Origin of the sequence: Rhodoferax sp. BLA1 (assembly GCF_013416775.1) — a bacterium.
GTDB lineage: Bacteria > Pseudomonadota > Gammaproteobacteria > Burkholderiales > Burkholderiaceae_C > Rhodoferax.
The window spans coordinates 420058-441624 of sequence record NZ_SZVI01000001.1; the positions used below are offsets into that span (position 1 = coordinate 420058).

Below are 21567 nucleotides of genomic sequence, written 5' to 3' on the forward strand. Positions count from 1 at the left end.
GGTTCAGGATGTGTGTGCTTGTGTTTATTTCCCGACCTTGAGCACACCGCCCTTGCCTAGGCCGCCCTTAACTTCTTGCGCCTTGTAGTTGCGCAACGAGATCACCATGCTGTTGTAGGCATCCACAAACGCAGCCACCGTGGCCTTGCCAGCCGGTGTGCGGGAGAAACCGCTCAGCCCGCCCGCCGCACCACCGCCAAACGCGCCCAGGGCCGCACCAAAGTTGGTGGCGGTGGCATTGCCTTGTGAAATGGCAATCTGCACACCCGAGCGGATGTCAAACATCGTCATCGTCACCACCGAAGCCTTGCTTTCCATCGAACCCGCAATGGCGCCGAAGGTTCCACCCAACATACCGCCCAGGGAGCCAGCCAGTTTGCCAGTGGAGTCGTTGTCGATGATGATGGCTGGCTCCAGGTAGTAGTCAGCCGCCACACGCTGACCTTTTTGCTGCTTCGAACCGGCACGGAACTCACCCGAGTTGCGCTGCTTGTCGGTGATCGACGAAATCTTGCTCTCAGTCTTGTTGTTGCCAATGGAGGTGATCACAAAACAGTTCGACTGCTGCACAGCCAGGCGCAGCAGCGGCTCAATGGTGGTGACCTGGGTGGCTGCGCCAAAGCTGGCGAACCACTCCTTGCCGCGACCATCGTCCACCGCCAAGGTGCCCAGCGGCGCATCGCAGCGCTCCAGACTGGGATCGGCCCCCACGCTGGTGCCGCCAGCTGCTGCGCCTTTGACGGCCGTGGTGCTGGATGAGGCTTCGGCACCCGTGGTCACGGTACCACCGGGTGTGACACAGCCGGCCAAAGCCAGCAAAGCAGCCAATGCGGTCAAACGCAGGGAGGACGAGGACTTGTTCATATGGATCGACTTTCTCTCAAGGTAGTTGGATAAAGGGCGCTTCGGATTATCGGTGGCTCAACGGTAATACCAGCCATTCGGGGACCAGAACCAGTGGTAGGTGTAAGCGCTGCCCCACCAGCCAGACCATGCTTTGCGGTCAGCTTCACGTTGCTGATACGCCTCCTGTTCGGACTTTTGGGCGGTACGCGCTTGTGACAGCAACTTGCGGGCTTCTTTGTTACCCCGCTCGGCGGCAAGTGACAGCCATTTTTCGGCCTCGGCCGGGTCAGAGCCCATCTCCTCCAGCCCCATCAGATACAAACGACCCAGTGCCAACCAGGCCGCAGGCACACCCCGCTCACCCGCGTCACGCATCCACTGCAGCCCCTGATAGCTGTCTCGTCGCACACCGTCACCGCGAAAGTAGCGCAGCGCCAAGTCATAAGCGGCGCGTGGGTCTTTGCTGGCGATGTCGGTCAGCGCTGCCAGGCGGCGCGTTTCCTCCGGGTTGTCGTCGCGCAAAGGGTCAAAGGTGGCGCTATCGCGCGGTCGGTCCGAGCATCCGGTGTTGTCACAAATGCGAATCGTCGATTCAGGCGTTTGTGCGCTGGCGGCGCCAACCATCAGCAACAAACCAAACAACAAAAACCTCATCAAGCAGTCTCCCTTCAATCAAACGTATGGGGCTGGCTAAGCCAGCAAAGATTCAACCACATGCAATCCAAAATTGGCACAAACCCGGCCACTTTTGCGACTGACTGTTGGTCTTGACCGACAGCTGAGCTGTTGTCAAAGCCGTGCCATCGGCGTCAGCATGACATCGTCTCCACAACCCAGAACCACTGTGGGCACATACCCGCCCAGGGGTTGCCACTTCTCTTTCCAGGTACAAAGTGGCCATGCGCACAACACCGCCCTCACCCTCCCGCCTCGCTTCGTTGCTGTCTCGCCTGCTCAAAACGCTGTTGGGTGGCCTGCTGGCGCTGCTGATCCTGTTTGAGGAATGGGGTTGGGAGCCGCTGCAGCGGGCGCTGGCCTGGGTTGGCCAGTTGCCGGGCTTGCGCTGGCTGGAGCGGCGCATCACCACGCTGCCGCCCTACGCGGCTCTGGCGCTGTTTCTGGTGCCCACCCTGATGCTGCTGCCGGTGAAACTGCTGGCGCTGTGGACGATCAGCCGGGGCAAGCTGGTGCTGGGCACCCTGGTCATCCTGGGCGCCAAAGTGCTGGGCACCGCCATCGTGGCCCGGCTGTTCACGCTGACCCAGCCTGCGCTGATGCAACTGCCCTGGTTTGCCCGGAGCTTCACGCGCTGGACGGTCTGGAAAAATGCGTTGCTGGCAAAGGTAAGGCTGAGCTGGCTCTGGCGGCTGGGCCGGGTGATCAAGCGCCACGTCCAGCGGCGCTGGCAACATCTCAAAAGAGGATGGGCGCCGGACTGAACATAGGTTTTCTGCAAGCGTCAGAAAACTACTAAATACATAGCTATACGCCCTTTACACAAAAGGGTCAGAGGCCAATTTTATGTAAATACCGTGAGCACCCCGGTGTAACCATACAAATGGTTGCGGGCGATTTCGCCACCGGCAAAAAAGCCGACCAGCGGCACGTCGCCCAACGCGTGGCGGATGATCTGCAACTCCGCACTCGGGCCGCCAAAATGTTCGCCGCCGCGCCCGGAGCAACTCACATAAATCGCCCCGGCGATGCCACGTGCAGGATGTGGTGCTGCCTCGGCCTCACTCGCGGCCAGCGCGGTGGCGGACTCCAGCGCCAGCTCCTGCGGCTCCAGCTCCTCACGGATCTCGGCACACACCCGGCGCAGGTCGGCGCGGGCGGCCTGCACATTACGCTGGCAAAACGCCAGCTCCATGCCTTCCTTGACCGGGGACGCCAGCGCAATGCCCAGACGCGCCGGATCCAGGCCAATGATGTGACGCACAAGCACGTCGCTGCCAAAGTTGCCGGTCCGGGTGATGGTAGGTGCATCACCCGCCAAGCCAGTCTGTGCACCCCGTTCGGTCAGGCCGGCCAGCGTGGCACGCACCGCGTGCAGGGCCTCACGGGGTTGGTCGAGCGACACATCCAGCTCACGCAGCAGCACCTCCAACGCAGGTTCGCCGTCGAGCCCCAGCACCACGTTGTGCTGCGCGGCGGTGATCTGGTGCGCCCCCGCCAGCGGCAGGCAGCCCTGGGTCACACGCGACACCAGGTTGATTCCCGGCCCGAAAGCCACACCACTCAGGCCACCACTGAACACCCCGCTGGCAGCCCCCTGGCCTTTGACGTTGCCGTCTCCCGCCACCGCAAACTGCACCGTCTTGCCGCGACTGCTGGACAAACCACCAAACAGGTAACCCGAATCGGTGCGGGCCGCCATCTCGTCCACCAGTTCGGTCATGTCCACCGTGTGCGGATCGGCATGCACCAGGGCGGTGTGCGCCTCAAACGCCATGCCCAGCGGCGCCACCCCCGAAAACACCCGGTATTGATCACTGGGCAGCTCACACAACATGACCGCCATCGCGGGCTCGTCAAAGTACTCGACGTTGTTGGAGGCAATGCCCACCCCCACGGTGCCGGACCAGTCAGTCACCTCCGGCAACTCAGCACTCAGGTAGGCCAGGATCTCCTGCGCCTGCGACACATAGGGGTCGGTGATGTAGAGCAGCGCCAGTGTCGGGTTGGCGGCGTAGCCATGCAAGCTCATCTGGGCGCGCAACTGCGCCAGCACCAGACCGGCGGCCATGTCCCAGCGCGGGTGGGTGGCGTGTGCGTAAGGGAAAAGTTTCATGTCAGGGCCCGCAGGCTTAAAAAGGTAGGTTAGGGTGAAGTCTCACCGTCTGCGCGCACCACGGGCGCTGGCCTCAGCTGTTTTCTTGGCGGCTGCCTTGGCAGGGGCCTTGGCCGCAACCCGTTTGGCCGCTGCCTTTTTGGCGGGTGGGCTCACCGCCGAAGCTTTGCTGACCTGTTTGGCCACGCCCTTGGCCGCGCCCTTGACCAGGTTTTTGCCGACATCCTTGGCGCTGGCTTTGCCGACCTCGGCCATGGCGCTGGCGGCAATCGCCTGGAACTGGTGAGTCAGCGAGTTCCACAACTGCATCGGGTCAACCAGACCAGCCACCGCAGCGGCCGCAGCAGGTTTGGCGGCCTCGCCGACTTTTTTGGCCATGTCTTCGGTTTTGCCGGCCACATCACTCACGGTTTGCACGGTCGCGGCAGCGGTGTGGCTGACTTTCTGCAGGCCCGAGGCCACGGTGTCGGCGGCCTTGAGCTTGAAGGCGTTGGCGACATCGGTCATGTTGAAATTCATGCCCTTGAGGGTGGCAAGTGTCATTTTTTGCACTTCAAGTGCCTGCACGGTGGCGGCCAGCGCCTTGGAGTTCTGGTCCAGCCAGAAGTGCACCGCCTTGAGTTCGGAGATGCGTTTGTCGAGCTCTTCCACGCTGAGGGTGGGCGCAATCCAGTTGGCCATGTTGGGCATTTGCGGAATGGCCTGCGAGGTGCTTTTGGCCAAGTTCTGCAAAAAGTCAAAGCCCGGAACAAACTGGCCAAATCCGGTGCTGGATGTGTCGCTCATGAAAGTCTCCTTGTTGGGTGCTGGGGTGGCCACAGCTTACCCCAATGCGCTGCGCCCCAGCGGCCAATCAGGGCACCTGGTTTTAGACGCCCGGTGCCAGCACCGTGGACAGACCCGACATCTCCTCCAGCCCACCCAGCACCTGGCTGCGCAACCGCGCCTTTTGCGGGCGCCGGGCGGCCAGAAAGTCGCCAGAACGCATGCTGGCAAAAGCACGCGACGCGGTTTCGGGGGCGATGTCCAGAATGTCGCTCAGGTCGGCCAGATGCGGCACCGCAAAGTCCTGTGTGGCCAAGCCCTGATCCACCCCTTCGGCGACACCACGCTGGGCAAACATCAACAGCAGCGCCTGGATGCGCCGCGCCGCCGGACCGGTGCGCAGGCTGACCACCTCGCGGCAACGCTGGTGCGCCACCACCACGGTCTCCATCAGGATCTGCATCATCGCGTCGCCACTGGCGTCCACCGGTGTCAGCCGGGCGGCGATCACCGCGCGCAGGCGCAGGCTGTCGTTGCTACCAACCCAACGCTCCACCCCCACCACATCACCAGGCAGCGCCAGGCGCACAAAACGCGCAGGCTCCCCCTTGGGCGCGCTGTCGACCCGAAGCACCCCCGAGACCACACGCCAGGGCAGGCGCAGCTCATCAGGCACCAGCGCCTCGCGCGCTGTCAAGTTGCGGGTGGGTGTGTCGGGAAGCTGCTTGTTCATGCCGTCCTCCATGGATTAAATCGACCTCTATCCCTTACTCATAAAGCACACATAGCTATATTATCCATAGCATTCATGTGCTTCGGCACAGCCCGCTTGGGCACCAGCACACCGGTGCCATCCGCACAGCGCAGCGCCTCGGTCTCCACCCCAAAAGCCTGCGCCACGTTGGCCACCGTCAGCACCTGGGCCGGGCTGCCACAGGCAAGCAGTTGGCCACCCTTGAGCAGAGCCACGTCGTCACAGAAGCGGGCGGCGGCATTGAGATCGTGCAACACCAGCAGCGTGGTCAGACCCTGCTGGCGGGTGGTCTGGTGCACCACCTCCAGCACCTCCAGCTGGTGGCAGATATCAAGCGCGCTGATCGGCTCATCAAGCAACAGCACCTTGGGCTGAGACACCAGCGCCTGGGCCAGAAACACCATTTGCCGCTGGCCACCGCTGAGTTCGCGCACATCGCGCCCGGCCAGGTCCTCGATACCCAGGCGCTGCAGAACCCGGCGCACCGCGGCCAGGTCGTCAGGCTGCACCTTCAGGCGCAGCTGCTGCAAACGCCCGAGCAGCACCACCTCCAGCACACTGAGCGCAGCCAAGCTCAGCTGGTCCTGCGGCATGTAAGCAATGGATGCCGGCCGCTGTGCGCTGCCGTTGAACAGCAGCTGGCCGCTGGCCTTGACCTGTCCGGCGACCGCCTTGACCAGGGTGGACTTGCCCGACCCATTCGGCCCGACGATGCCCAGCACCCGGCCCGGCTGCGCGCACAAATCAATCGGGTGCAACACCACACGTGAGCCATACGCAACGCTGAGAGATTGAAGAGAAATGTTCATGGTCTCACCAGTAACTCTTGCGGTTGCGCAAGACCATCCAGATAAAAAATGGCACCCCGATCAAGGAAGTGACGATGCCAATCGGGAAAATCGCGCCAGGTGAAATGGTCTTGCTGGCCACCGAGGCCAGCGACAACAGCACAGCACCAAGCAAGCCCGAAGCGGGTAAAAAACCACGCTGGTCTTCGCCAATGAGCATGCGCGCCAGATGCGGCGCCACCAGGCCGACAAAACCGATGGTGCCGACAAAGGCCACCGCGACACCGGTCAAGGCCGAGATCAGCACAAAGGAACGGATGCGCAAGGCACTGACGTTGACGCCCAGCGCAGCTGCCCTGGCATCACCCAGTTTGAGCGCGGTCAGGCCCCAGACATCCCGCGCCAGCCAGGGCACGCACACTGCCAGCACCGTGAGCATGGCCCAGAGTTTGGGCCAGGTGGACTTTTGCAGGCTGCCAAACAACCAGAACACCACCTGCTGCAGCGACTCGGGTGAGGCCATCATCTGCAACAGGCTGGACAGCCCCTGAAACAAAAACAGCAGCGCAATCCCCGCCAGCACCAGACCTTCGGCAGACGCATTGCGAGCGCCACCAATCCAGTACACCCCGGCGCAGGCCACACCGGCGAACAACATCGCATTGGCGGCAATGGCGTAGTTGTCAGGCACCGGCAGACTGATCCCCAGCACAATCACCAGTGAAGCACCAAACCCGGCTCCAGCCGAGATGCCCAGCGTGTAACTTGAGGCCAGCGGGTTGTTCAAAATGGTCTGCATGATGGCACCCGACAGGCCCAGCGCGGCACCTACCGCGAGTGCCATCAGGGCCACCGGCAAACGGATCGACCAGACGATGGCCTGCACCGAGCTGTCGGCCGGGTAACCGAACACAGCGCGGGCCACTTCCCCCACGGGCAGCATGGCCGGCCCGGTGGCGGCGTCGAGCAGCACGCCCAGCAGCAACAGCCCCAGCGCCATCAGCAGCACCAGCGCACGGCGTGCCGTGCTGCGCCGGTATTCGGTGCTGACGGCATCAGCCGCCAGACAGGCAGACATCGCAGCACTCATGGCTTGAGCGGCAGCATCCAGGTGCCTGCATAAGCGACTGGCAGGTATTTGGCGTGGTAGGCCTTGAACGAGGCTTCGGGGTCCACATCCTTGAAGGCGTCGGGGTACAGGCGCTTGGCGATGTACTGCATAGCGACAAAGTCAAACAAGGTGCGGCACAGGCCGTGTTCAATCGCATGCACCTCACCGTTTTTGACCGCCTTGATGTTGGCCCAAGCCGGGCGCTGGGCGTAGGGCAACAGGGTCTGACGGGTCATCTCAGGCGTGGCTTCATAACCGGTTTTAACCGCCTTGGGTTTGTTGACCCAGCTGGAGCCCGCGATGAAGATCAGGTCCGGGTTGTCGGCAATCACCGCCTCGGGATTCACCGGGCCCCAGGGACCTGGCAACTTTCCATCGGCCACGTTGACCGCACCCAGGGTGGTCAACATCTTGCCCCACATGGTGCCGCTGTAGCTGTTGCCCACGGTGTCGGTGCCAGCCTGACCCAGCTCGACATAGACCTTTTTGTGCGATGGACCACCAGCCTTGGCAATACGTGAGAGCACACCGTTGAACTCACGCTCGTAGAGTTTGGTCAGTTCCTCGGCACGCGCCTCGGTGCCCATCACCTTGCCGATGGCGCGGGTGGAACTCAGGTGGCGCTCCAGCAGCTGGGCGTTGTAGTCAATCACCACAATCGGGATGCCAGCGGACTCGATCTGCTCACGTGCGGTCTGCAGTGACTTGTAGGTCCACTCGGCGATGAACAACACATCGGGCTTGAGCGCGATGACTTTCTCTGCGCTGAAAGTGCCGTCATCCGAATGGCCAATGTCGGGCATGGCCTGCAGGTTGGGAATGACCGCAGCGTAGCGGCTGAAGATCACCGGGCGCCAGCCCTCAAACGGCGCGCGTGAAATACCCACCACCTTGGCCCAGTTGTCCTTGCCCGCTACCGCGGTGAACTCCTCAAAGTTGAAATTCAGCGCAATCCGCTGTACCGGGCTATTGACCTTGACCTTGCGGCCCAGGGCATCGGTGACTTCCACCGTGGCAGACCAGGCACACAGGGCAAAAACGGCCAGCCAAAGCCCAAATAAGCGCCGCAACACAGACTTGGTGACAAAAAAACGCATGGATTCTCCAGATAAAAAAGTAGGTCACTACAACGGAAGCTTTGGCACTGCGCACCACTCGTGTGGCAACGCAGCCAACACCGGGGTTCAGAACTTGATGTTCAAACCCACATAGAGAGAACGACCCGGCCCCGGCACCGCGATGCCATAAGGAATGCCGTTGATGCTCATGGTGGTGCCCTGGCCGGTGTAGGCGCCCCCTGTGGGCAGGTAATAAAACTTGTCGAACAGGTTCTCCACACCAAAGTCCAACCGCATCGTTTTCCAGCTGTGGCTGGCACGCAGGTTGACCAGGCTATAGCCGGGGGTCTTGATCTCGTTGCGCACGCTGGAGACGCTGTCTTTGGCCTGCACCATCACCAGTTCGGCCCTGTTGTCCCAGCCACCCAATGTGTGGGTGAGTGCCAGCTTGGCGTTGAGCGGCATGGTGTTGTACAGCGTGTTGCCGGTGTCCAGGTTCGTGCCGTGGGTGTAGTTCAGCAACCCTTTGAGTCCGAACACACCCCAGGCTGTGCTGCCCAAAGGCAGGTGGCCGGAGAGATCCACACCATACAGCCGCGCTGACTGGTTGGTGTACTTGAGCACGCTGTAGCGGTTGGTCGCCAAGGTGGTGGCCGCCGTGTTGCTGGTGCCGTTCCACTGCACCGCATCGATGTAGTCGCTGACCCGGGTGTAGAACGGTGTGGCCTTGAAGCCCCAGTTGTTGTCTTCAGCATGCCAATCAAAGGTGGCCGACAGGGTGTTGGCCTTCTCTGGCTTGAGGTTGACGTCGCCCAGGTAACCGTTGCCATCGCCCACCGTGTTGTTCATGATGGCCATCATGCCCGCCGTCGACCAGGTGTAGCGTTCGTACAAGTTGGGGGAGCGGACCTTGTGGGCAAAACCGAATTCGATGTCGTAGTTCGCGTTGGCGGTGTACTTGGCCAGTGCGGTCAGATCGACGTTGTTGTCGGTCTTGTGGCGCTCGGAACTGTTGAAAAGCGCCGCATCACGCGCCTGGTTCATCATCGTGGTGTTGTAGCCTTGCACGGGGTCTGCATCGGTACTCACCTGCTCAAAACGCAGTCCCAACAGCGTCATCCAGCTCGGGTTGTGACGTTTTTCCAATTCTCCAAACAGGGCGACGCGGTCACGCTGGCCGTTGTTGATGTTGAGGAAGGTGTTGGGCGCCATGCCGCCAGTGCCTGAGGGTGGCCACCAATCGTTCAGACGGTATTGCTGGACTTCTCCACCCACACGCAACAGATCCTGGGGTGTCAGGCTGATGTCTGCCTTGACCCGCACACCGGTGGTTTTGCCCTCGGTGTTCATCGGCATGCCGGGGGCGGTGCCGTATTGGAACTGTTTGTCGGCACCAAAGTCCATGGTGTGGTCGACCGTCTCGTGATAAACCCGTGCCTCCAACGCACCCCAGTCATACTGGCCCAGGTAACGCAGATTCACACTGTTCTGGTCGTTCTTGAGCAGGTCCATACGCTGGTTCGGGTACAGCTGGTAGGGCATGTCCTGGACACCCAACTTGGCCTCGAACAGGTGGTTGTCGTTCTTAAAAGCCAGGCCCAGGGTCTGGTTGCGGGTGTCATAGGCGCTGGAGCCGACTTCGTCCAAAGGCAGTGTGTGCCCGGTGCGGCCGGTGGACGTGCTGGTCTTGAAGTCCCCGGCGGCCGTGTAGTTGTTGGCCTTGGCGGTGGCGGCGCTGTAGCTGATGTTGAAGGTGTCGGTGGCGTAGGTGGCCGACAGGTTCAAGCCGCGCGCGTTGTTGTTGCTGCGGTAGAAAGTGCCCACCTCGCCCTTGCCGATGGGCGCTTGCCCCGGCGCGGCAAATTCCGGCGCACGTGATTCAACCGAGATGCTGCCACCAATGCTGTCACCACCCACACTGACCGGGGTGATACCGGCATACACCTTGATGACTCCGACCTGGCTCGGATCGATGTAGGAAAGCGCCGGGTTCATGTGGTTGGGACAAGAGGCGATCAGGTCCATGCCATCCACCTGAATGCGCAGGCGGTCATCGGCCAGGCCATGGATGACCGGCAGGCTGGAGACACCACCCGCGCCATACAGGCTCAGGCCGGGAATATCGGTGAGCAGGCTGGCGGTATCACTGGTGGCGGCCGGTTTGGCGGCCAGGGTTGACTTGTCGACCGAGGTGGCGCCTGGGGCGGCAGTGACGTTGTCTGGTGTACCGGTGACGACGACCGTGGGCAGCGTGGCCACGACCTCGTTGGCAGCCTGGGCCTGGGTGCACAGCAGGCACAGGGTCGGCAAGGCCAGCGCCATGGCGTGATGGAGGGTTTGAAGTTTGGGGGATGACATGGGGATTTCCTGGGGTCAGAAATGGGGTGTGTTCAAGCTCAGTGTTCGGCATGGCTGGCCGGTGACGTGCGCGGGGTCTGCACCCACACCTGCACGGTCTGGCTGCCCGCGTGTTCAAAGTTCAGCGTGACGTCAAAGCGGTCGCCCTCTTTGAGCGGCGACTTGAGGTCGAGCAGCGTGAGTTGGTAGTCACCGGTGTGGCGCAGCCGGATGGTGGTTTTGGCAGGCAGGTTGATGGCCGACACCGCATCAGTGCGCAGGCCATGGGCCTCGGGAATCAGGCGCTCCAACACCACCCGGGCGGCCTGGGGTGTGCTGGCGCCCAACAGACGGTCAGCCTGCGCACCCTTGTTCTGAATGCCCCGAAGGTAGACCATGCCCTGCGTTGCGCCCGGCGCACTGGGCCCCGCATAGGGGTGATCGATCAGTAAGTCACCTTTGCTGACACCATGCGCTACTGCCAGCAGCGGCAGGGTGAAAAACAGCAAAGCCATCCACCAGCGCATCAACTGGCGGCGCAGGCCGACACACACCAGCGAAAAAACAGCACCCTGGGGGCGCGACAATGCACACATAACTCGCTCCTGAATTACTAACAAATATGCCTGCAGCCCTTATATAAACTGCACATAGCACTATGGAATTAGAAGTTCAGGTGAGCAGGTGGTCCGCGTGGTGGCGGCGCAAAAACAAACGATGACAGTGATACAAAACCCTGCCGACTCTGCGGCGGCACGGCCTGTCCGAGTAAAACAAAGAGAGGGAACTGCGTCGGTGGCAGGGTGCTGAAGCGCTCAGCCGACAGCAGACAAAACGGGCAGTGGTTCAGCCCTTGGGCAGAGGCAGGCTCACCCGGCGCATCGGCCGTGCGCCAAGCGCCATCGGCCTGCACGTGATCCAACACCACCCAGCGTTGCCCGGTGGTGGTGCAAATCTCCACCAGAGTTGCATCCCCGCGCGACCACACCAGCGCATGAGATACGGTTGGCACCAGCGCACCCAGCAGCGCGATCCACAGCGCCAGCCACACCACCAAGGGGCGGCGCAGCGCAGTCGTCAGCGGGCTGGGCATGGCGTTTTTGGTCAGTGTGGGTGGTGGTGCTCAGACAGAAGTCAGGGTTTGGCGGCTGGCATGCTGTGTTTGGAGTGGTCCATGCCAGCCATCGCGCCCGGTGCCGTGGTGGCCACCGGCAGTTTGAGTTCAAGCTTGCTCTCGACCCCTTTGGCGTCCTTGAAGGTGAGTGTCAGCGGCACCGTGCTGTCCTTGACCACCTGCTCTTTCAGGTCCATCAGCATGATGTGGTAACCACCGGGTTTGAGCGCAACGGCCTTGCCTGCGGGCAAGTCCAGGCCACCTTTGACCTCATTCATCTTCATCAAGCCACCCTCCATCTTCATCTCGTGCACCTGCGCCACACCGGCAACGGGAGAGGCCGCGCCAACCAATTTGGCACCGTCTTTGGCGGTGAGGGTCATAAACGCACCGGTGGCCATCTGGCCTTTGACGGTGGCACGTGCCCAGGCGTCCTGGACATCGATGGCGCCATCGGCAATAGCACTCAGGGCAACACAGGCCAGGGCGGCAGCCGTCATCAGAGATTTCAACTTCATGGGATTTCCTTCAGGTTAAGAATGGCACGCTGTGCCGGGAGACAAAGGCACTTAGGCCGACGCAAACCACACCGGAGCCAGCCTGTGGGGCTGGGGTGTTTTTGCGCCAATAGTAATGAAATCAGCCTCTAGCCCTTATGGATAAAGGGCCGATAGCTATAGATGGTGTAGCTTAGAGCAAGCTGGGCGGGCCACGCGAGGGTGGCGGTGGAGCGGTCAACGCTGCTATGCGCGCCGCAGGAATGCTTTGCAGCACCCGGCCCAGCGGCAACACCGGCTCAAACACCAGGCTGACAAAGCTGGTTGGCAAACCACCTGTCATACACAGCGGGCAGTGAGCCTGGTCTACCGAACTGGTGGTGACCGAGCCGTCGTCATGCAACACCACCTTGGCCATGCCGGTCGAGGTGCAGATCAGCAGCTCCTGCTGCGGGTCCACCAGGGGGGATGCCACCGCCACACCCAGCGTCAAGGCAAACCACAGCAGCGCCAGTTTGGCGAGCCAGGGGGTGTTGCGCAGGATGTGCAGAAGGGACATGGTGGCGGATGATAACTTGACCTCAGTCAAGCTTGGCCAGCCATGAGCGATACCTTGACCTCCGTCAAACCTGGGCGCCCGCGTGGTAACGCGCAAAAAACTGCTGGGTGGCGCTGTGCTGCGGGTTGTCGATCACCTCTTTAGCCGGGCCACTCTCCAACACCACACCGTCGCGCATAAAAACCACTTGGTCGGCCACCTCGCGGGCAAACGCCATTTCATGGGTCACCAGCACCATGGTCATGCCATCAAGCGCCAGTTCGCGGATCACACCCAGCACCTCCCCCACCAGTTCGGGGTCGAGCGCCGAGGTCACCTCGTCAAACAACATCACCTGGGGTTGCATGGCGAGGGCGCGGGCAATCGCCACGCGCTGTTTTTGGCCCCCAGAGAGTTGCTCGGGGCGCTGGTCCACCTTGTCTTGCAGGCCCACTTTGGCCAGCAACGTCTGCGCGCGTTCACGCGCCTGGGCCTTGGGCAGGCGCAGCACGGTCAGCGGACCTTCCATCACGTTCTGCAACACCGTCATGTGCGGAAAGAGGTTGAAATGCTGGAACACCATGCCGGTGTTGGCCCGAAAACGCGCCAGCGCCCGGTCGCCGGGCAGGCGGGTGGCATCACCCGAGTAATGCATCTCATGGCTGCCCACGCGGATGCTGCCCTGGTCGGGAATGGTCAGCAGGTTGATACAACGCAGCAGCGTGGATTTGCCCGAGCCCGAGGGGCCAAGCAGCGCCACCACCGCCCCTTTGTTGATGTGCATGTGGATGTCTTTGAGGACCATGTGGTCCCCAAAACTTTTCTGTAACCCGTGGATGTCGATCATGGCGTGGCGTCTGGCGTGTTTCATTGTCAGGTAGGTGGCTTACTTGGCGCGTTGTGACTCCAGCCGACGCACCAGCTTGCTCGCGGGCAACAAAATGGCGATGTACATCAGGGCAATCAGGGTGTAGGCCTCCAGCGGGCGATAGGTTTCGTGCGCCACGGCCTGACCCTGGTACACCAGATCGGGCAGCGCCAGCACAGAAAGCAGCGAGGTGTTTTTGAGCTGCATGATCGACTGGTTCATCAGCGGTGGGGTCATGCGCCGCAAGGCTTGTGGCAACACCACCCGGCGCATCACCTGAAACCGGGTCATGCCCAGCGCGCGTGCGGCGTCACTCTGGCCCGCGTCGATCGAGACAATACCGCCCCGGATGATCTCGGAATAAAACGCCCCGCCGTAGAGTGACAAAGCCAGGACCGCCGCCACCGAGGCCGTCATGGCCACCCCAATCAACACCGGCAGAGCGTAATAAAACCAGATGATCAGCACCAGCACCGGCGTGGCGCGAAACAGCTCCACATACCACTTCAAAGGCAGCGCAAGCAACCGGGTCTTGGCCAGGCCACCGATGCCCGCGATCAGTCCGACCGCCATGCCCAACACAATACACAGCAGGCTGTAGCCCACGGTGACCATCAGGCCATTGGCAAACAGCTGGCGGTATTGCCAGAGGTAGCCAAAGTTCCACTCGTACATGCCCACTCCTTGGTTCAGCGCTGTCTCAAACTTGCCATCAGGTTGCGCCTCAGAAGCTCACGATGGCCGGAATCTCTTCACGTTTGATGTTCATGAGTTTGTCCAGATTGCCCAACACGATGGGGTTGATGGCATCGGTGCGGCGCAGCTCGGCGATCCACTCGTCCACATAGGCGCGCCAGCGCTGGTCTGACTCCATACGCAGGCCCGCGTTGGTGGAGGTGCTTTTGATGGGCTCAGGCACCACCACCTGGCCAATACCCGGGTTCTTTTTGACAATACCGGCCGACAGCGTCACCACCAGCGGCTGCACATCGGCACGCCCGGTTTGCACTGCCAGCGTGGCATCGGCCGACTTCTCAAAACGCAGGATATTGGCCTTGGTGTACATCGTGGTCACCAGGTTGTCGTAGGACGAGCCCACATCCACCGCAATGGTCACCGCCGGTGTGTCCATCTCGGCCCAGGTTTTGGGACTGAAGCCCTTTTTGGCGATCAGGCTGTAGGCGTTGTTGAACAGCGGCTGCGAAAAAGCGATGACTTTTTCGCGCTGCGGCGTCGGGTTCAGGCCAAAAAAGATGTCGATCTTGTTGGACTGCAGGTCCAGCACCGCGTTGCCCCAGGTGGTCTCGGAAATCTCCAGCTTGGCCCCTAATTTGGTCGCCAGGTTTTTGGCCAGGTCGATCATGATGCCGCTCCACTCCCCGGTGGCCAGGTCTTTCTGGTAGTTGGGGGCACCACCCGCCACCGCCGCGATGCGCAGGGTTTTGCTGTTGCTGATGCGATCCCAGGTGGACAAATCGGCGCCCGCTTGCGCCCAGGCGGGGGCACTCAGTGCCGCCACAGTGAGTGCGGCGGCAGCCAGAACAAGTCGGCGGTGGGGGTGGGTTGTCATCACTTTTCTCCTTCAAAAAAAGGCAGCTCCGTGCCGGGGTTTAAACAGATTCGTTGTCGGTATAGGCCGCCAGTGCGGTCAAGGCCACCGGGCGCAGCGGCCAGCGTGGCACCTCACCGTTGAGCGCACCGGGCTCAAACAGCACACCGTGCTCCTGCGCCAAGGCGCTGACAGCGTGGGCGCAATACCGTCCCTGGCAGTTGCCCATGCCAAACCGCCCGACCAAACGCAGCTCATGCGCAGACCCTGCCAGCTGCAGGCGTTCAAAATCAGCACGGCGCAAGCCCTCACAACGGCACACCACGGTGTTGGCCGTGGGCACGCTGGGTGGTGTCTGAAACAGCTGGGCCAGGGCGTTTTGCGTTCGCCGGGCAGAGGCGATGGCTTGGTCGAGTTGGGCGTTTTCTGCGCCAGGTTGGCCCAGGGAAAGCAGCACCTGCCAGGCAGCGCGGCGACCATCGTCCACCGCCGCGGCCGCACCCAGCACCTCGCGGCAGTCCCCGGCGTGCACGATACAGCCCGACTCGTTGTGGCCCGCCTTGGGCAAGCCGGTGGTATTGGGGCGAAGACCGTCGTGTAGGGCCAGCTGCTGCACCTGAAACTGGCGTCGAATGCCGCTGTTGTGTTGCCCGGTGACCCACAGCTGATCACCCTCTGAGGTGACCGACACCACCTGCCAGCCCATCAGGTAGGGAACACGGGCGCGCCACAGTTCACGGGCGTACAGCGCAGCTTCTTGCACATGGGGCCAGCTGCGCAGCGCCTGAATCACCGCGCGGCCCTGCCACCACATCGCGGCCAGCGGCTGGGCATGTTCCAGTACCGCCAAAGGTGGGTTACCCGCCGCAGCCAGTTGGGCCGCCAGCGCCAGCAGCAGCGGGCCACTGCCCGCCAGCACCACCGAGCCAGTTGGCACACGGCCCGTTTCCTTGAACTGCACCTGCATGCCACCCACCGTGACCACCCCCGGCAGCTCCCAGCCTTCACGCGGGGTCACCTGCTCAACCGCGCCCACCGCCAGAATCACTGCCTTGGGCCGCACACTCTGCACCCGCCCCAGCGGCCGGTTGTCAATCAGAAACCGGCCATCGCGGTCTACACCGATCAGCACCGATTGCATCTGCTGGGTGATGTGTGCCCCCGCCTGCGCCACGGCTTGCATCAAGGCATCGCGTCGGCGGCGCTGGTGTTCTGGCATCACCCACTGGCTGAGGCCGGCACCCACATGGCGCCGAAAAATGGCCCCGCCAACCTGGTCGCGCTGCTCCACCAACAAACTGCTCACGCCGTGGCGCGCCAGTTCCGCGGCCGCAGACAGCCCCGCCGGGCCCGCCCCCACAATCAGGACATCGGGCAACTGGGTCATGACGTACCCCAAGGCGGGCTGCCCGCCTGCAAAGCGGGCGTCAGGCGCATACCCGGCTGCGCGGGCGTTAAACAAGCCTCCACCGGACTGCCACCGTCTACACACACCAAACAGGCCTGGCAGTTGCCAATACCGCAAAAATAACGCCCCTGCAGACCCCCCACAGCCGCGCCCAGCCGAAACACCTCGCTACGCAGCAAGGCAGCAGCAATGCTTTCACCCGGGTCAAACGATATGACCAACTGGTTCCAGAAAAACGTAGAGGGCTGCGTGTTTTGCATTTTCATTTGCACAAATGTATTTGCAAGGATAACAGCTTGTGCATGCCCGTCATCAGGCCAAACCCTTGGGTGGCGCCGGGGCGCCCGCTCAGCTCAGGTCGGCCAGGGGCAAATCACCAAAGCGACCAGGGTCCAAGGCCGAGACATCAAGCGCCCCCACGTCTTCTTCGAGCACCATCCTGGCCAACGCCGACCCCATCACCGGCGCCAGGCAGATACCGTCACCCTCCATGCCGGTGGCGATGAAGAGACCAGCCAGCGTGGGATGCCGCCCGACAATCGGCAGACCATCCTGGGTACCAATGCGAATGCCGGCAAAGGTGCGGATCACCCGTCTTTGAGCCAGCGCGGGCACCACCGCCAAAGCCTCTCGCAACAGGCTGGAGACAGTGTGGATGTCGGTCTGACGGTCGGCAAACCCGGTCTCGCGGCTGCTGCCAATCAGAAACTGGCCGGTCTGCAGCGGGTCAATCACCAGGCTGGCGCTGCGCTGGCCCAGCACCATGCGCCGTTTCGCCGCCAGGTACCCGGCAGACATCAAAGGCCCGGGCAAAGCCGGGCCCGACAAGGATGCGCGGTCGGTCACGATGAGTTGCCCCTTGCGCGGGATCAACACCTTGTCCAAGCCCACCAAGGCCCCCGTGCCCAGGCCTGCAGCGGCCACCACCATATCGGCTACCAACGTGCCATTGGGTGTCACAACACCCACCACACGCTCACCCGACAGGAGCAGGCGTTGCACCGGGGTAAAACGGTGAATGCTCGCGTTGGCCACTTGCAGCAAGCGATCCACCACGCGGTAACCCAGCGCATGCCCATCGTCAGGCACTTTCATGCCCGCCAGCACATGGCGCCCCAGGCCCGGCACCCGTTGCATCAGCTCGGCATGGGTCAGCGGCAAAATGCGTTCCCCCAGGTCCATCAAGTCGGCGCCCTGCTGGGCAATCACGGCCACTTCTTCGTCCGTTCGCGCAAACAAGTAGGTGGGACGGGTGTGGTAGATGTCGGTCAAGACACCCTGCTGCACCCACTGGTGATAGAGGGCACGCGACGCCTGAGCCAAGCTCATCATGGGGCCTGGGCGTTTGCTGGCCACCGACACCGCCCCATCCGACGCGCCCGAAGCCCCTGCTGCGGGGGTATGGGCATCCAGCACCGTGACCCATGCGCCAGAGCGGCTCAGGAAGAAGGCAATCGATGCGCCCACAATCCCCGCGCCGATGACGATGACATGCGGCGCACGCACAGAGCGGTGAACGTCAGCGTGAAACAAAGTGTTTGAAACCCTTGGCCATGACCAAGCTTAACCGCTGACGCCGCAGCCCGCGCCAGGAAACAGGCATGCCCTGATATCCTGTGGCCCATGAACAGCCTCTTTCACCTTGCCTTCAACGTCACCGACCTGGACCAGACGCGCGCCTTTTACGGTGGTGTGCTGGGTTGCCGCGAGGGCCGCAGCACAAACACCTGGGTCGATTTCGACTTCTTTGGTCACCAGCTCTCGATGCATCTGGGTGAGCCGTTCAAAACAGCGGCCACGGGACATGTGGGGGACCACCTGGTGCCGATGCCGCACTTTGGTGTGATCCTGGCCTTGCCAGACTGGCAGGCGTTGGCCGAGCGGCTGCAGGCTGCCCAACTCGATTTCATCCTGGCGCCACAGCTGCGTTTTGCTGGTCAACCGGGCGAGCAGTGGACCATGTTTTTCTGTGACCCGTTTGGCAACCCGATCGAGGTCAAGGGTTTTGCCGCGCTGGACACGGTCTACGCGGCATGAACTACACCTTTGTCTCGGCCACCATCCTGCTGATCCTGATCACCGATCCGATCGGCAACATCCCGATATTTGCCAATGCACTGAAAAACGTCGCGCCCGAGCGCCGCGCACGGGTCATCCTGCGCGAGATCCTGATCGCCTTTGTGCTGCTGCTGAGTTTCATGTTTGTCGGCGACAGTTTTCTGCGGGTGATGAACCTCAGCGAGCTGTCCCTGCAGATTGGCGGCGGCGTGATCCTGTTCCTGATCGCGCTGCGCATGATTTTTCCGCCGCCCAAGGTGGAGGGCGCCGAGCCGATGGGGGAACCGCTGATCGTGCCGCTGGCGATCCCCGCCATCGCCGGGCCGTCGGCGCTGGCCACGGTGCTGCTGCTGGTGTCGCAGGCCCCCGAAAAACGCCTGGAGTGGATTGCCGCACTGTGTGTCACCATGACCGTGAGCGCGGTGGTGCTGGTGCTGGCCGAGCGCATCCAGCGGGTGGCGGGAGACCGCTTTGTGGTGGCGCTTGAACGCTTGATGGGCCTGGTGCTGGTGGCAGTGTCGATCGAGATGATGCTGCGTGGTGTACGCACCTTCGCCAAACAGCTGGCAGGCGTCTGACGCCCCACACGGATAAGCTCAGCGCATCATGCCTGCCCGCTCTGCCATCCAACGCTGGTTGTTGCTGACAGCCGCTGTTGTGCTGGCCCATCTGGCGCTGATGGGTCTGGTCTCTGACACCCTGACACCACTGAACCAGGCAGCTCGCGCAGAAAGCACGTTTGTCACGCGCACGGTGACCGAGCCCCTATCCCTGCAGCCACTGGCCCCCACGCCAGTGGAGGCAAGCAAGGTCAAGCCCCAAGCCAAAGCCCGCGTGGCAGCCGTTCAACCCAAGCAACAGGTCGACACAAGCGCAGTCGTGTCGGACACCCGCAGCACTGACATATCGCCCGCCGAAGCGGTGGTGCCAGAGCCTCCGGTGGCAGCGGTTGAGCCCGAACCTCCTGCGTCAGTGCCTGAAGCGAAGCCAACACCCGATATCACGCAGGCCCCAGCCGTCAAACCCCTACATGTCGATCCAGAGCGGCTGAGCGGATCCAAACGGCTGACCTACACCCTGATGACCAGCAAATTCCCGTTCAGTCTGAATGCCGAGTTGCTGTGGCGCAACCTGGGCGACCACTACAGTGCGCGGCTGCGTTACAGCGCCTTTGGCCAGTCGCGCATGCAAACCAGCCAAGGGCAGATCACCAGCACCGGGCTGGCGCCAGACCGCTTTGCCGACAAATACCGCAGCGAACTCGCCACACATTTCAACAGGGCACAAGGCACGATCAGCTTCAGCGCCAACACGCCGGATGCACCTTTGCTGGCTGGCGCGCAAGACCGACTGAGTGTGCTGGTGCAACTTGGCGCCCTGGTGGCCAGTGACCCGGCGCACTTTGAACCCGGCACCACCCTGAGCCTGCAGACCGCCGGACCACGCAATGCCATCGTCTGGCTGTTCACGGTGATGCCAGCCGAGGCACTCGAGCTGCCTGGGGGCCCGCTACAGACGGTGAAACTGGAGCGCCAACCGCGTGAGCTCTATGAGCAAAAGATTGAGGTCTGGCTGGCACCCCAGCTGGACTACCTGCCCGCGCGTATCCGCGTCACCGACGCCAATGGCGAAAGCGCTGACCAGCAATGGCAGTCAACCGAGTTGGCGACTGAAGCCGACTGATCTGGTGCGAATGCCCTGGGGCTTGAAAATCCGGGTTTGGCACCCAACTGCAGCAACAACTTGAATCAAGCATAATTTGTCCATGCACACCCTATACGACTCTGACACCTTCTCTGTGACACACATGTTGGCCAATGCCGTGGCCGCTGACGTGCCAACAGACAGCTTGGGTGAAGGTGAGCAACTGCTGATCGTGCCAAGACTGGCGCGCCACGGTTTTGAGATCGTGGACAAACGCAACGGCAAAGAGGTGTACCTCGACGGCTCCTGGGCCGAGCTGTTTCAACAGCATATTTCAGCCTGGCAGCTCAAGACTCCGACCCAGGAAGAAGTCGAAGACACACTTGAGCAATACGCCGAGCTGGCACAAAACCCGGTCGTCTTACATTGAGACATCCCTTGCCCGGCGCCCCGGTGTGGTCGCTGCTGGCAAATCGGGGCTGGTGATAACTTGTGATGCAGCCTTGGGGTGACTGAGGCAAACCGTTGGGCAGTCACGTCTTGCTGGCCTGCGACAATATCGGCCCTATGAACCCTGTTTACATCCTCACCCTCTCCTGCCCGGACCGCTTGGGTCTGGTGCACGCGGTCTCCGGCTTTTTGCTGGAACGCAGCGGCAACATCGAAGAAGCCGCCCAGTACAACGACCAGAGCACCGGTCTGTTTTTTATGCGGGTGCAGTTCGCCTGCGCCAAACACAGTTTTGAAGAACTCAAGACCCAACTGACAGATTTTGCGGCACCATTTGAGATGCAATGGCGATTACACGCGCAGGCCGAGCCGATGCGCACAGTGATCATGGTCAGCAAAGAAGGCCATTGCCTCAACGACCTGCTGTTTCGCTGGAAGAGTGGTCTGCTGCCACTGGACATTCGCGCCATCGTCTCCAACCACCGCGAGTTCTACCAGCTGGCGGCCAGTTACAACGTGCCGTTCCACCACCTGCCAGTCACCGCAGCCACCAAGGCACAGGTCGAGGCCAAGCAGCTGGAGATCATCCAGAACGAAGACGCCGAACTGGTGGTGCTGGCGCGTTACATGCAGATCCTCAGCAACGATCTGTGCCGCGCTTTGTCGGGCCGCGCGATCAACATCCATCACTCGTTCCTGCCCAGTTTCAAAGGTGCCAAACCCTACTACCAGGCGCATGACCGCGGTGTGAAACTGATTGGCGCCACCGCCCACTACGTGACTGCGGACCTGGACGAAGGCCCGATCATCGAACAAGACGTGGCTCGTGTTGACCACAGCAAAACCGTGGAAGATTTGACAGCATTAGGCCGCGACACCGAAAGCCAGGTGCTGGCCCGCGCCGTCAAATGGCACAGCGAACACCGTGTGCTGCTCAACGGCCACAAAACGGTAATTTTCAAATAACAGTAGGCTGAGGTGAAGGCCTGCG

At 62.0% G+C, this 21567-nt stretch carries 25 protein-coding genes; 6 read left to right on the forward strand and 19 right to left on the reverse strand.

Features of this window, described 5'->3' with window-relative positions; translation table 11 throughout:
• Positions 1 to 24 precede the first annotated feature (24 nt).
• Positions 25 to 864 (reverse strand): hypothetical protein, encoded by an 840-nt coding sequence (locus FDG13_RS02065; protein WP_078365234.1) that lies wholly within the window; start codon positions 862 to 864, stop codon positions 25 to 27.
• Positions 865 to 921: 57 nt separating this feature from the next.
• The gene (locus FDG13_RS02070) at positions 922 to 1503 is read right to left on the reverse strand and encodes a tetratricopeptide repeat protein (protein WP_370528138.1); all 582 of its coding nucleotides are present in this window, start codon (positions 1501 to 1503) and stop codon (positions 922 to 924) included.
• Between the two features lie 242 nt (positions 1504 to 1745).
• On the opposite strand from FDG13_RS02070, the gene FDG13_RS02075 reads away from it, so the two are divergent.
• Positions 1746 to 2285 (forward strand): hypothetical protein, encoded by a 540-nt coding sequence (locus tag FDG13_RS02075; RefSeq protein ID WP_180125138.1) that lies wholly within the window; start codon positions 1746 to 1748, stop codon positions 2283 to 2285.
• 80 nt (positions 2286 to 2365) lie between these two features.
• Here the strand turns inward: FDG13_RS02075 and FDG13_RS02080 are convergent, their stop codons facing one another.
• The 17 genes from FDG13_RS02080 to FDG13_RS02160 form a co-directional block, all read right to left on the reverse strand.
• Positions 2366 to 3637, reverse strand: a complete 1272-nt coding sequence (locus tag FDG13_RS02080; protein ID WP_180125139.1) for an FIST C-terminal domain-containing protein — start codon at positions 3635 to 3637, stop codon at positions 2366 to 2368.
• Between the two features lie 42 nt (positions 3638 to 3679).
• The gene (locus FDG13_RS02085; RefSeq protein WP_180125140.1) at positions 3680 to 4423 is read right to left on the reverse strand and encodes a PhaM family polyhydroxyalkanoate granule multifunctional regulatory protein; all 744 of its coding nucleotides are present in this window, start codon (positions 4421 to 4423) and stop codon (positions 3680 to 3682) included.
• A gap of 82 nt (positions 4424 to 4505) precedes the next feature.
• Positions 4506 to 5135: a hypothetical protein gene (locus tag FDG13_RS02090; protein ID WP_180125141.1), complete on the reverse strand. Its 630-nt coding sequence runs from the start codon at positions 5133 to 5135 to the stop codon at positions 4506 to 4508.
• A 38-nt stretch (positions 5136 to 5173) separates the two neighbouring features.
• Entirely contained in the window at positions 5174 to 5965 is a 792-nt protein-coding gene (locus tag FDG13_RS02095; RefSeq protein ID WP_180125142.1) for an ABC transporter ATP-binding protein, read from the reverse strand.
• Between the two features lie 4 nt (positions 5966 to 5969).
• On the reverse strand, positions 5970 to 7022 hold the full coding sequence (locus FDG13_RS02100) for an iron ABC transporter permease (RefSeq protein WP_180125143.1): 1053 nt from the start codon (positions 7020 to 7022) through the stop codon (positions 5970 to 5972).
• A gap of 8 nt (positions 7023 to 7030) precedes the next feature.
• Positions 7031 to 8152 (reverse strand): ABC transporter substrate-binding protein, encoded by a 1122-nt coding sequence (locus FDG13_RS02105; RefSeq protein ID WP_180125144.1) that lies wholly within the window; start codon positions 8150 to 8152, stop codon positions 7031 to 7033.
• A gap of 87 nt (positions 8153 to 8239) precedes the next feature.
• Complete coding sequence (locus FDG13_RS02110) at positions 8240 to 10471, reverse strand: TonB-dependent receptor (protein ID WP_180125145.1); 2232 nt, start codon at positions 10469 to 10471, stop codon at positions 8240 to 8242.
• 38 nt (positions 10472 to 10509) lie between these two features.
• Positions 10510 to 11046 carry a copper chaperone PCu(A)C gene (locus FDG13_RS02115; RefSeq protein WP_255435030.1) on the reverse strand — a complete coding sequence of 179 codons (537 nt, stop codon included), beginning with the start codon at positions 11044 to 11046 and terminating at the stop codon, positions 10510 to 10512.
• A gap of 68 nt (positions 11047 to 11114) precedes the next feature.
• Complete coding sequence (locus FDG13_RS02120; protein WP_180125146.1) at positions 11115 to 11543, reverse strand: DUF2946 domain-containing protein; 429 nt, start codon at positions 11541 to 11543, stop codon at positions 11115 to 11117.
• Positions 11544 to 11584: 41 nt separating this feature from the next.
• Positions 11585 to 12082, reverse strand: a complete 498-nt coding sequence (locus tag FDG13_RS02125) for a copper chaperone PCu(A)C (protein ID WP_180125147.1) — start codon at positions 12080 to 12082, stop codon at positions 11585 to 11587.
• A gap of 172 nt (positions 12083 to 12254) precedes the next feature.
• Positions 12255 to 12620: a DUF2946 family protein gene (locus FDG13_RS02130; RefSeq protein ID WP_255435031.1), complete on the reverse strand. Its 366-nt coding sequence runs from the start codon at positions 12618 to 12620 to the stop codon at positions 12255 to 12257.
• 64 nt (positions 12621 to 12684) lie between these two features.
• Entirely contained in the window at positions 12685 to 13470 is a 786-nt protein-coding gene (locus FDG13_RS02135) for an amino acid ABC transporter ATP-binding protein (RefSeq protein WP_304621505.1), read from the reverse strand.
• 15 nt (positions 13471 to 13485) lie between these two features.
• Complete coding sequence (locus FDG13_RS02140; protein ID WP_180125148.1) at positions 13486 to 14142, reverse strand: amino acid ABC transporter permease; 657 nt, start codon at positions 14140 to 14142, stop codon at positions 13486 to 13488.
• Positions 14143 to 14191: 49 nt separating this feature from the next.
• Positions 14192 to 15037 (reverse strand): transporter substrate-binding domain-containing protein, encoded by an 846-nt coding sequence (locus tag FDG13_RS02145; protein ID WP_180125149.1) that lies wholly within the window; start codon positions 15035 to 15037, stop codon positions 14192 to 14194.
• A gap of 40 nt (positions 15038 to 15077) precedes the next feature.
• Entirely contained in the window at positions 15078 to 16403 is a 1326-nt protein-coding gene (locus FDG13_RS02150; RefSeq protein ID WP_180125150.1) for an FAD/NAD(P)-binding oxidoreductase, read from the reverse strand.
• Positions 16400 to 16684 carry a 2Fe-2S iron-sulfur cluster-binding protein gene (locus tag FDG13_RS02155; RefSeq protein WP_180125151.1) on the reverse strand — a complete coding sequence of 95 codons (285 nt, stop codon included), beginning with the start codon at positions 16682 to 16684 and terminating at the stop codon, positions 16400 to 16402. Before FDG13_RS02155 ends, FDG13_RS02150 begins: the two co-directional genes overlap by 4 nt.
• Before the next feature lie 88 nt (positions 16685 to 16772).
• On the reverse strand, positions 16773 to 17957 hold the full coding sequence (locus FDG13_RS02160) for an FAD-binding oxidoreductase (RefSeq protein WP_180125152.1): 1185 nt from the start codon (positions 17955 to 17957) through the stop codon (positions 16773 to 16775).
• 90 nt (positions 17958 to 18047) lie between these two features.
• On the opposite strand from FDG13_RS02160, the gene FDG13_RS02165 reads away from it, so the two are divergent.
• The 5 genes from FDG13_RS02165 (at position 18048) to purU (ending at position 21542) form a co-directional block, all read left to right on the forward strand.
• Entirely contained in the window at positions 18048 to 18461 is a 414-nt protein-coding gene (locus FDG13_RS02165; RefSeq protein ID WP_180125153.1) for a VOC family protein, read from the forward strand.
• A complete protein-coding gene (locus tag FDG13_RS02170) occupies positions 18458 to 19060 on the forward strand; it encodes a MarC family protein (RefSeq protein ID WP_180125154.1) in 603 nt (200 codons plus the stop codon). Before FDG13_RS02165 ends, FDG13_RS02170 begins: the two co-directional genes overlap by 4 nt.
• 28 nt (positions 19061 to 19088) lie before the next feature.
• Positions 19089 to 20165, forward strand: a complete 1077-nt coding sequence (locus FDG13_RS02175) for a DUF3108 domain-containing protein (protein ID WP_180125155.1) — start codon at positions 19089 to 19091, stop codon at positions 20163 to 20165.
• Between the two features lie 82 nt (positions 20166 to 20247).
• Positions 20248 to 20556, forward strand: a complete 309-nt coding sequence (locus FDG13_RS02180; RefSeq protein WP_180125156.1) for a DUF3567 domain-containing protein — start codon at positions 20248 to 20250, stop codon at positions 20554 to 20556.
• Between the two features lie 137 nt (positions 20557 to 20693).
• On the forward strand, positions 20694 to 21542 hold the full coding sequence (gene purU, locus FDG13_RS02185; RefSeq protein WP_180125157.1) for a formyltetrahydrofolate deformylase: 849 nt from the start codon (positions 20694 to 20696) through the stop codon (positions 21540 to 21542).
• Positions 21543 to 21567: the final 25 nt, after the last annotated feature.

Bases quoted from the DNA above. Each gene is read 5' to 3' on its own strand.
- FDG13_RS02100 (WP_180125143.1), bottom strand. From the start codon at position 7,022: ATGTCTGCCTGTCTGGCGGCTGATGCCGTCAGCACCGAATACCGGCGC.
- FDG13_RS02065 (WP_078365234.1), bottom strand. From the start codon at position 864: ATGAACAAGTCCTCGTCCTCCCTGCGTTTGACCGCATTGGCTGCTTTG.
- FDG13_RS02130 (WP_255435031.1), bottom strand. From the start codon at position 12,620: ATGTCCCTTCTGCACATCCTGCGCAACACCCCCTGGCTCGCCAAACTG.
- FDG13_RS02110 (WP_180125145.1), bottom strand. From the start codon at position 10,471: ATGTCATCCCCCAAACTTCAAACCCTCCATCACGCCATGGCGCTGGCC.
- FDG13_RS02145 (WP_180125149.1), bottom strand. From the start codon at position 15,037: ATGACAACCCACCCCCACCGCCGACTTGTTCTGGCTGCCGCCGCACTC.
- FDG13_RS02170 (WP_180125154.1), top strand. From the start codon at position 18,458: ATGAACTACACCTTTGTCTCGGCCACCATCCTGCTGATCCTGATCACC.
- FDG13_RS02175 (WP_180125155.1), top strand. From the start codon at position 19,089: ATGCCTGCCCGCTCTGCCATCCAACGCTGGTTGTTGCTGACAGCCGCT.
- FDG13_RS02085 (WP_180125140.1), bottom strand. From the start codon at position 4,423: ATGAGCGACACATCCAGCACCGGATTTGGCCAGTTTGTTCCGGGCTTT.
- FDG13_RS02180 (WP_180125156.1), top strand. From the start codon at position 20,248: ATGCACACCCTATACGACTCTGACACCTTCTCTGTGACACACATGTTG.
- FDG13_RS02075 (WP_180125138.1), top strand. From the start codon at position 1,746: ATGCGCACAACACCGCCCTCACCCTCCCGCCTCGCTTCGTTGCTGTCT.
- FDG13_RS02105 (WP_180125144.1), bottom strand. From the start codon at position 8,152: ATGCGTTTTTTTGTCACCAAGTCTGTGTTGCGGCGCTTATTTGGGCTT.
- FDG13_RS02095 (WP_180125142.1), bottom strand. From the start codon at position 5,965: ATGAACATTTCTCTTCAATCTCTCAGCGTTGCGTATGGCTCACGTGTG.
- FDG13_RS02150 (WP_180125150.1), bottom strand. From the start codon at position 16,403: ATGACCCAGTTGCCCGATGTCCTGATTGTGGGGGCGGGCCCGGCGGGG.
- FDG13_RS02135 (WP_304621505.1), bottom strand. From the start codon at position 13,470: ATGAAACACGCCAGACGCCACGCCATGATCGACATCCACGGGTTACAG.
- purU (WP_180125157.1), top strand. From the start codon at position 20,694: ATGAACCCTGTTTACATCCTCACCCTCTCCTGCCCGGACCGCTTGGGT.
- FDG13_RS02090 (WP_180125141.1), bottom strand. From the start codon at position 5,135: ATGAACAAGCAGCTTCCCGACACACCCACCCGCAACTTGACAGCGCGC.
- FDG13_RS02125 (WP_180125147.1), bottom strand. From the start codon at position 12,082: ATGAAGTTGAAATCTCTGATGACGGCTGCCGCCCTGGCCTGTGTTGCC.
- FDG13_RS02165 (WP_180125153.1), top strand. From the start codon at position 18,048: ATGAACAGCCTCTTTCACCTTGCCTTCAACGTCACCGACCTGGACCAG.
- FDG13_RS02155 (WP_180125151.1), bottom strand. From the start codon at position 16,684: ATGCAAAACACGCAGCCCTCTACGTTTTTCTGGAACCAGTTGGTCATA.
- FDG13_RS02080 (WP_180125139.1), bottom strand. From the start codon at position 3,637: ATGAAACTTTTCCCTTACGCACACGCCACCCACCCGCGCTGGGACATG.
- FDG13_RS02140 (WP_180125148.1), bottom strand. From the start codon at position 14,142: ATGTACGAGTGGAACTTTGGCTACCTCTGGCAATACCGCCAGCTGTTT.
- FDG13_RS02120 (WP_180125146.1), bottom strand. From the start codon at position 11,543: ATGCCCAGCCCGCTGACGACTGCGCTGCGCCGCCCCTTGGTGGTGTGG.
- FDG13_RS02115 (WP_255435030.1), bottom strand. From the start codon at position 11,046: ATGTGTGCATTGTCGCGCCCCCAGGGTGCTGTTTTTTCGCTGGTGTGT.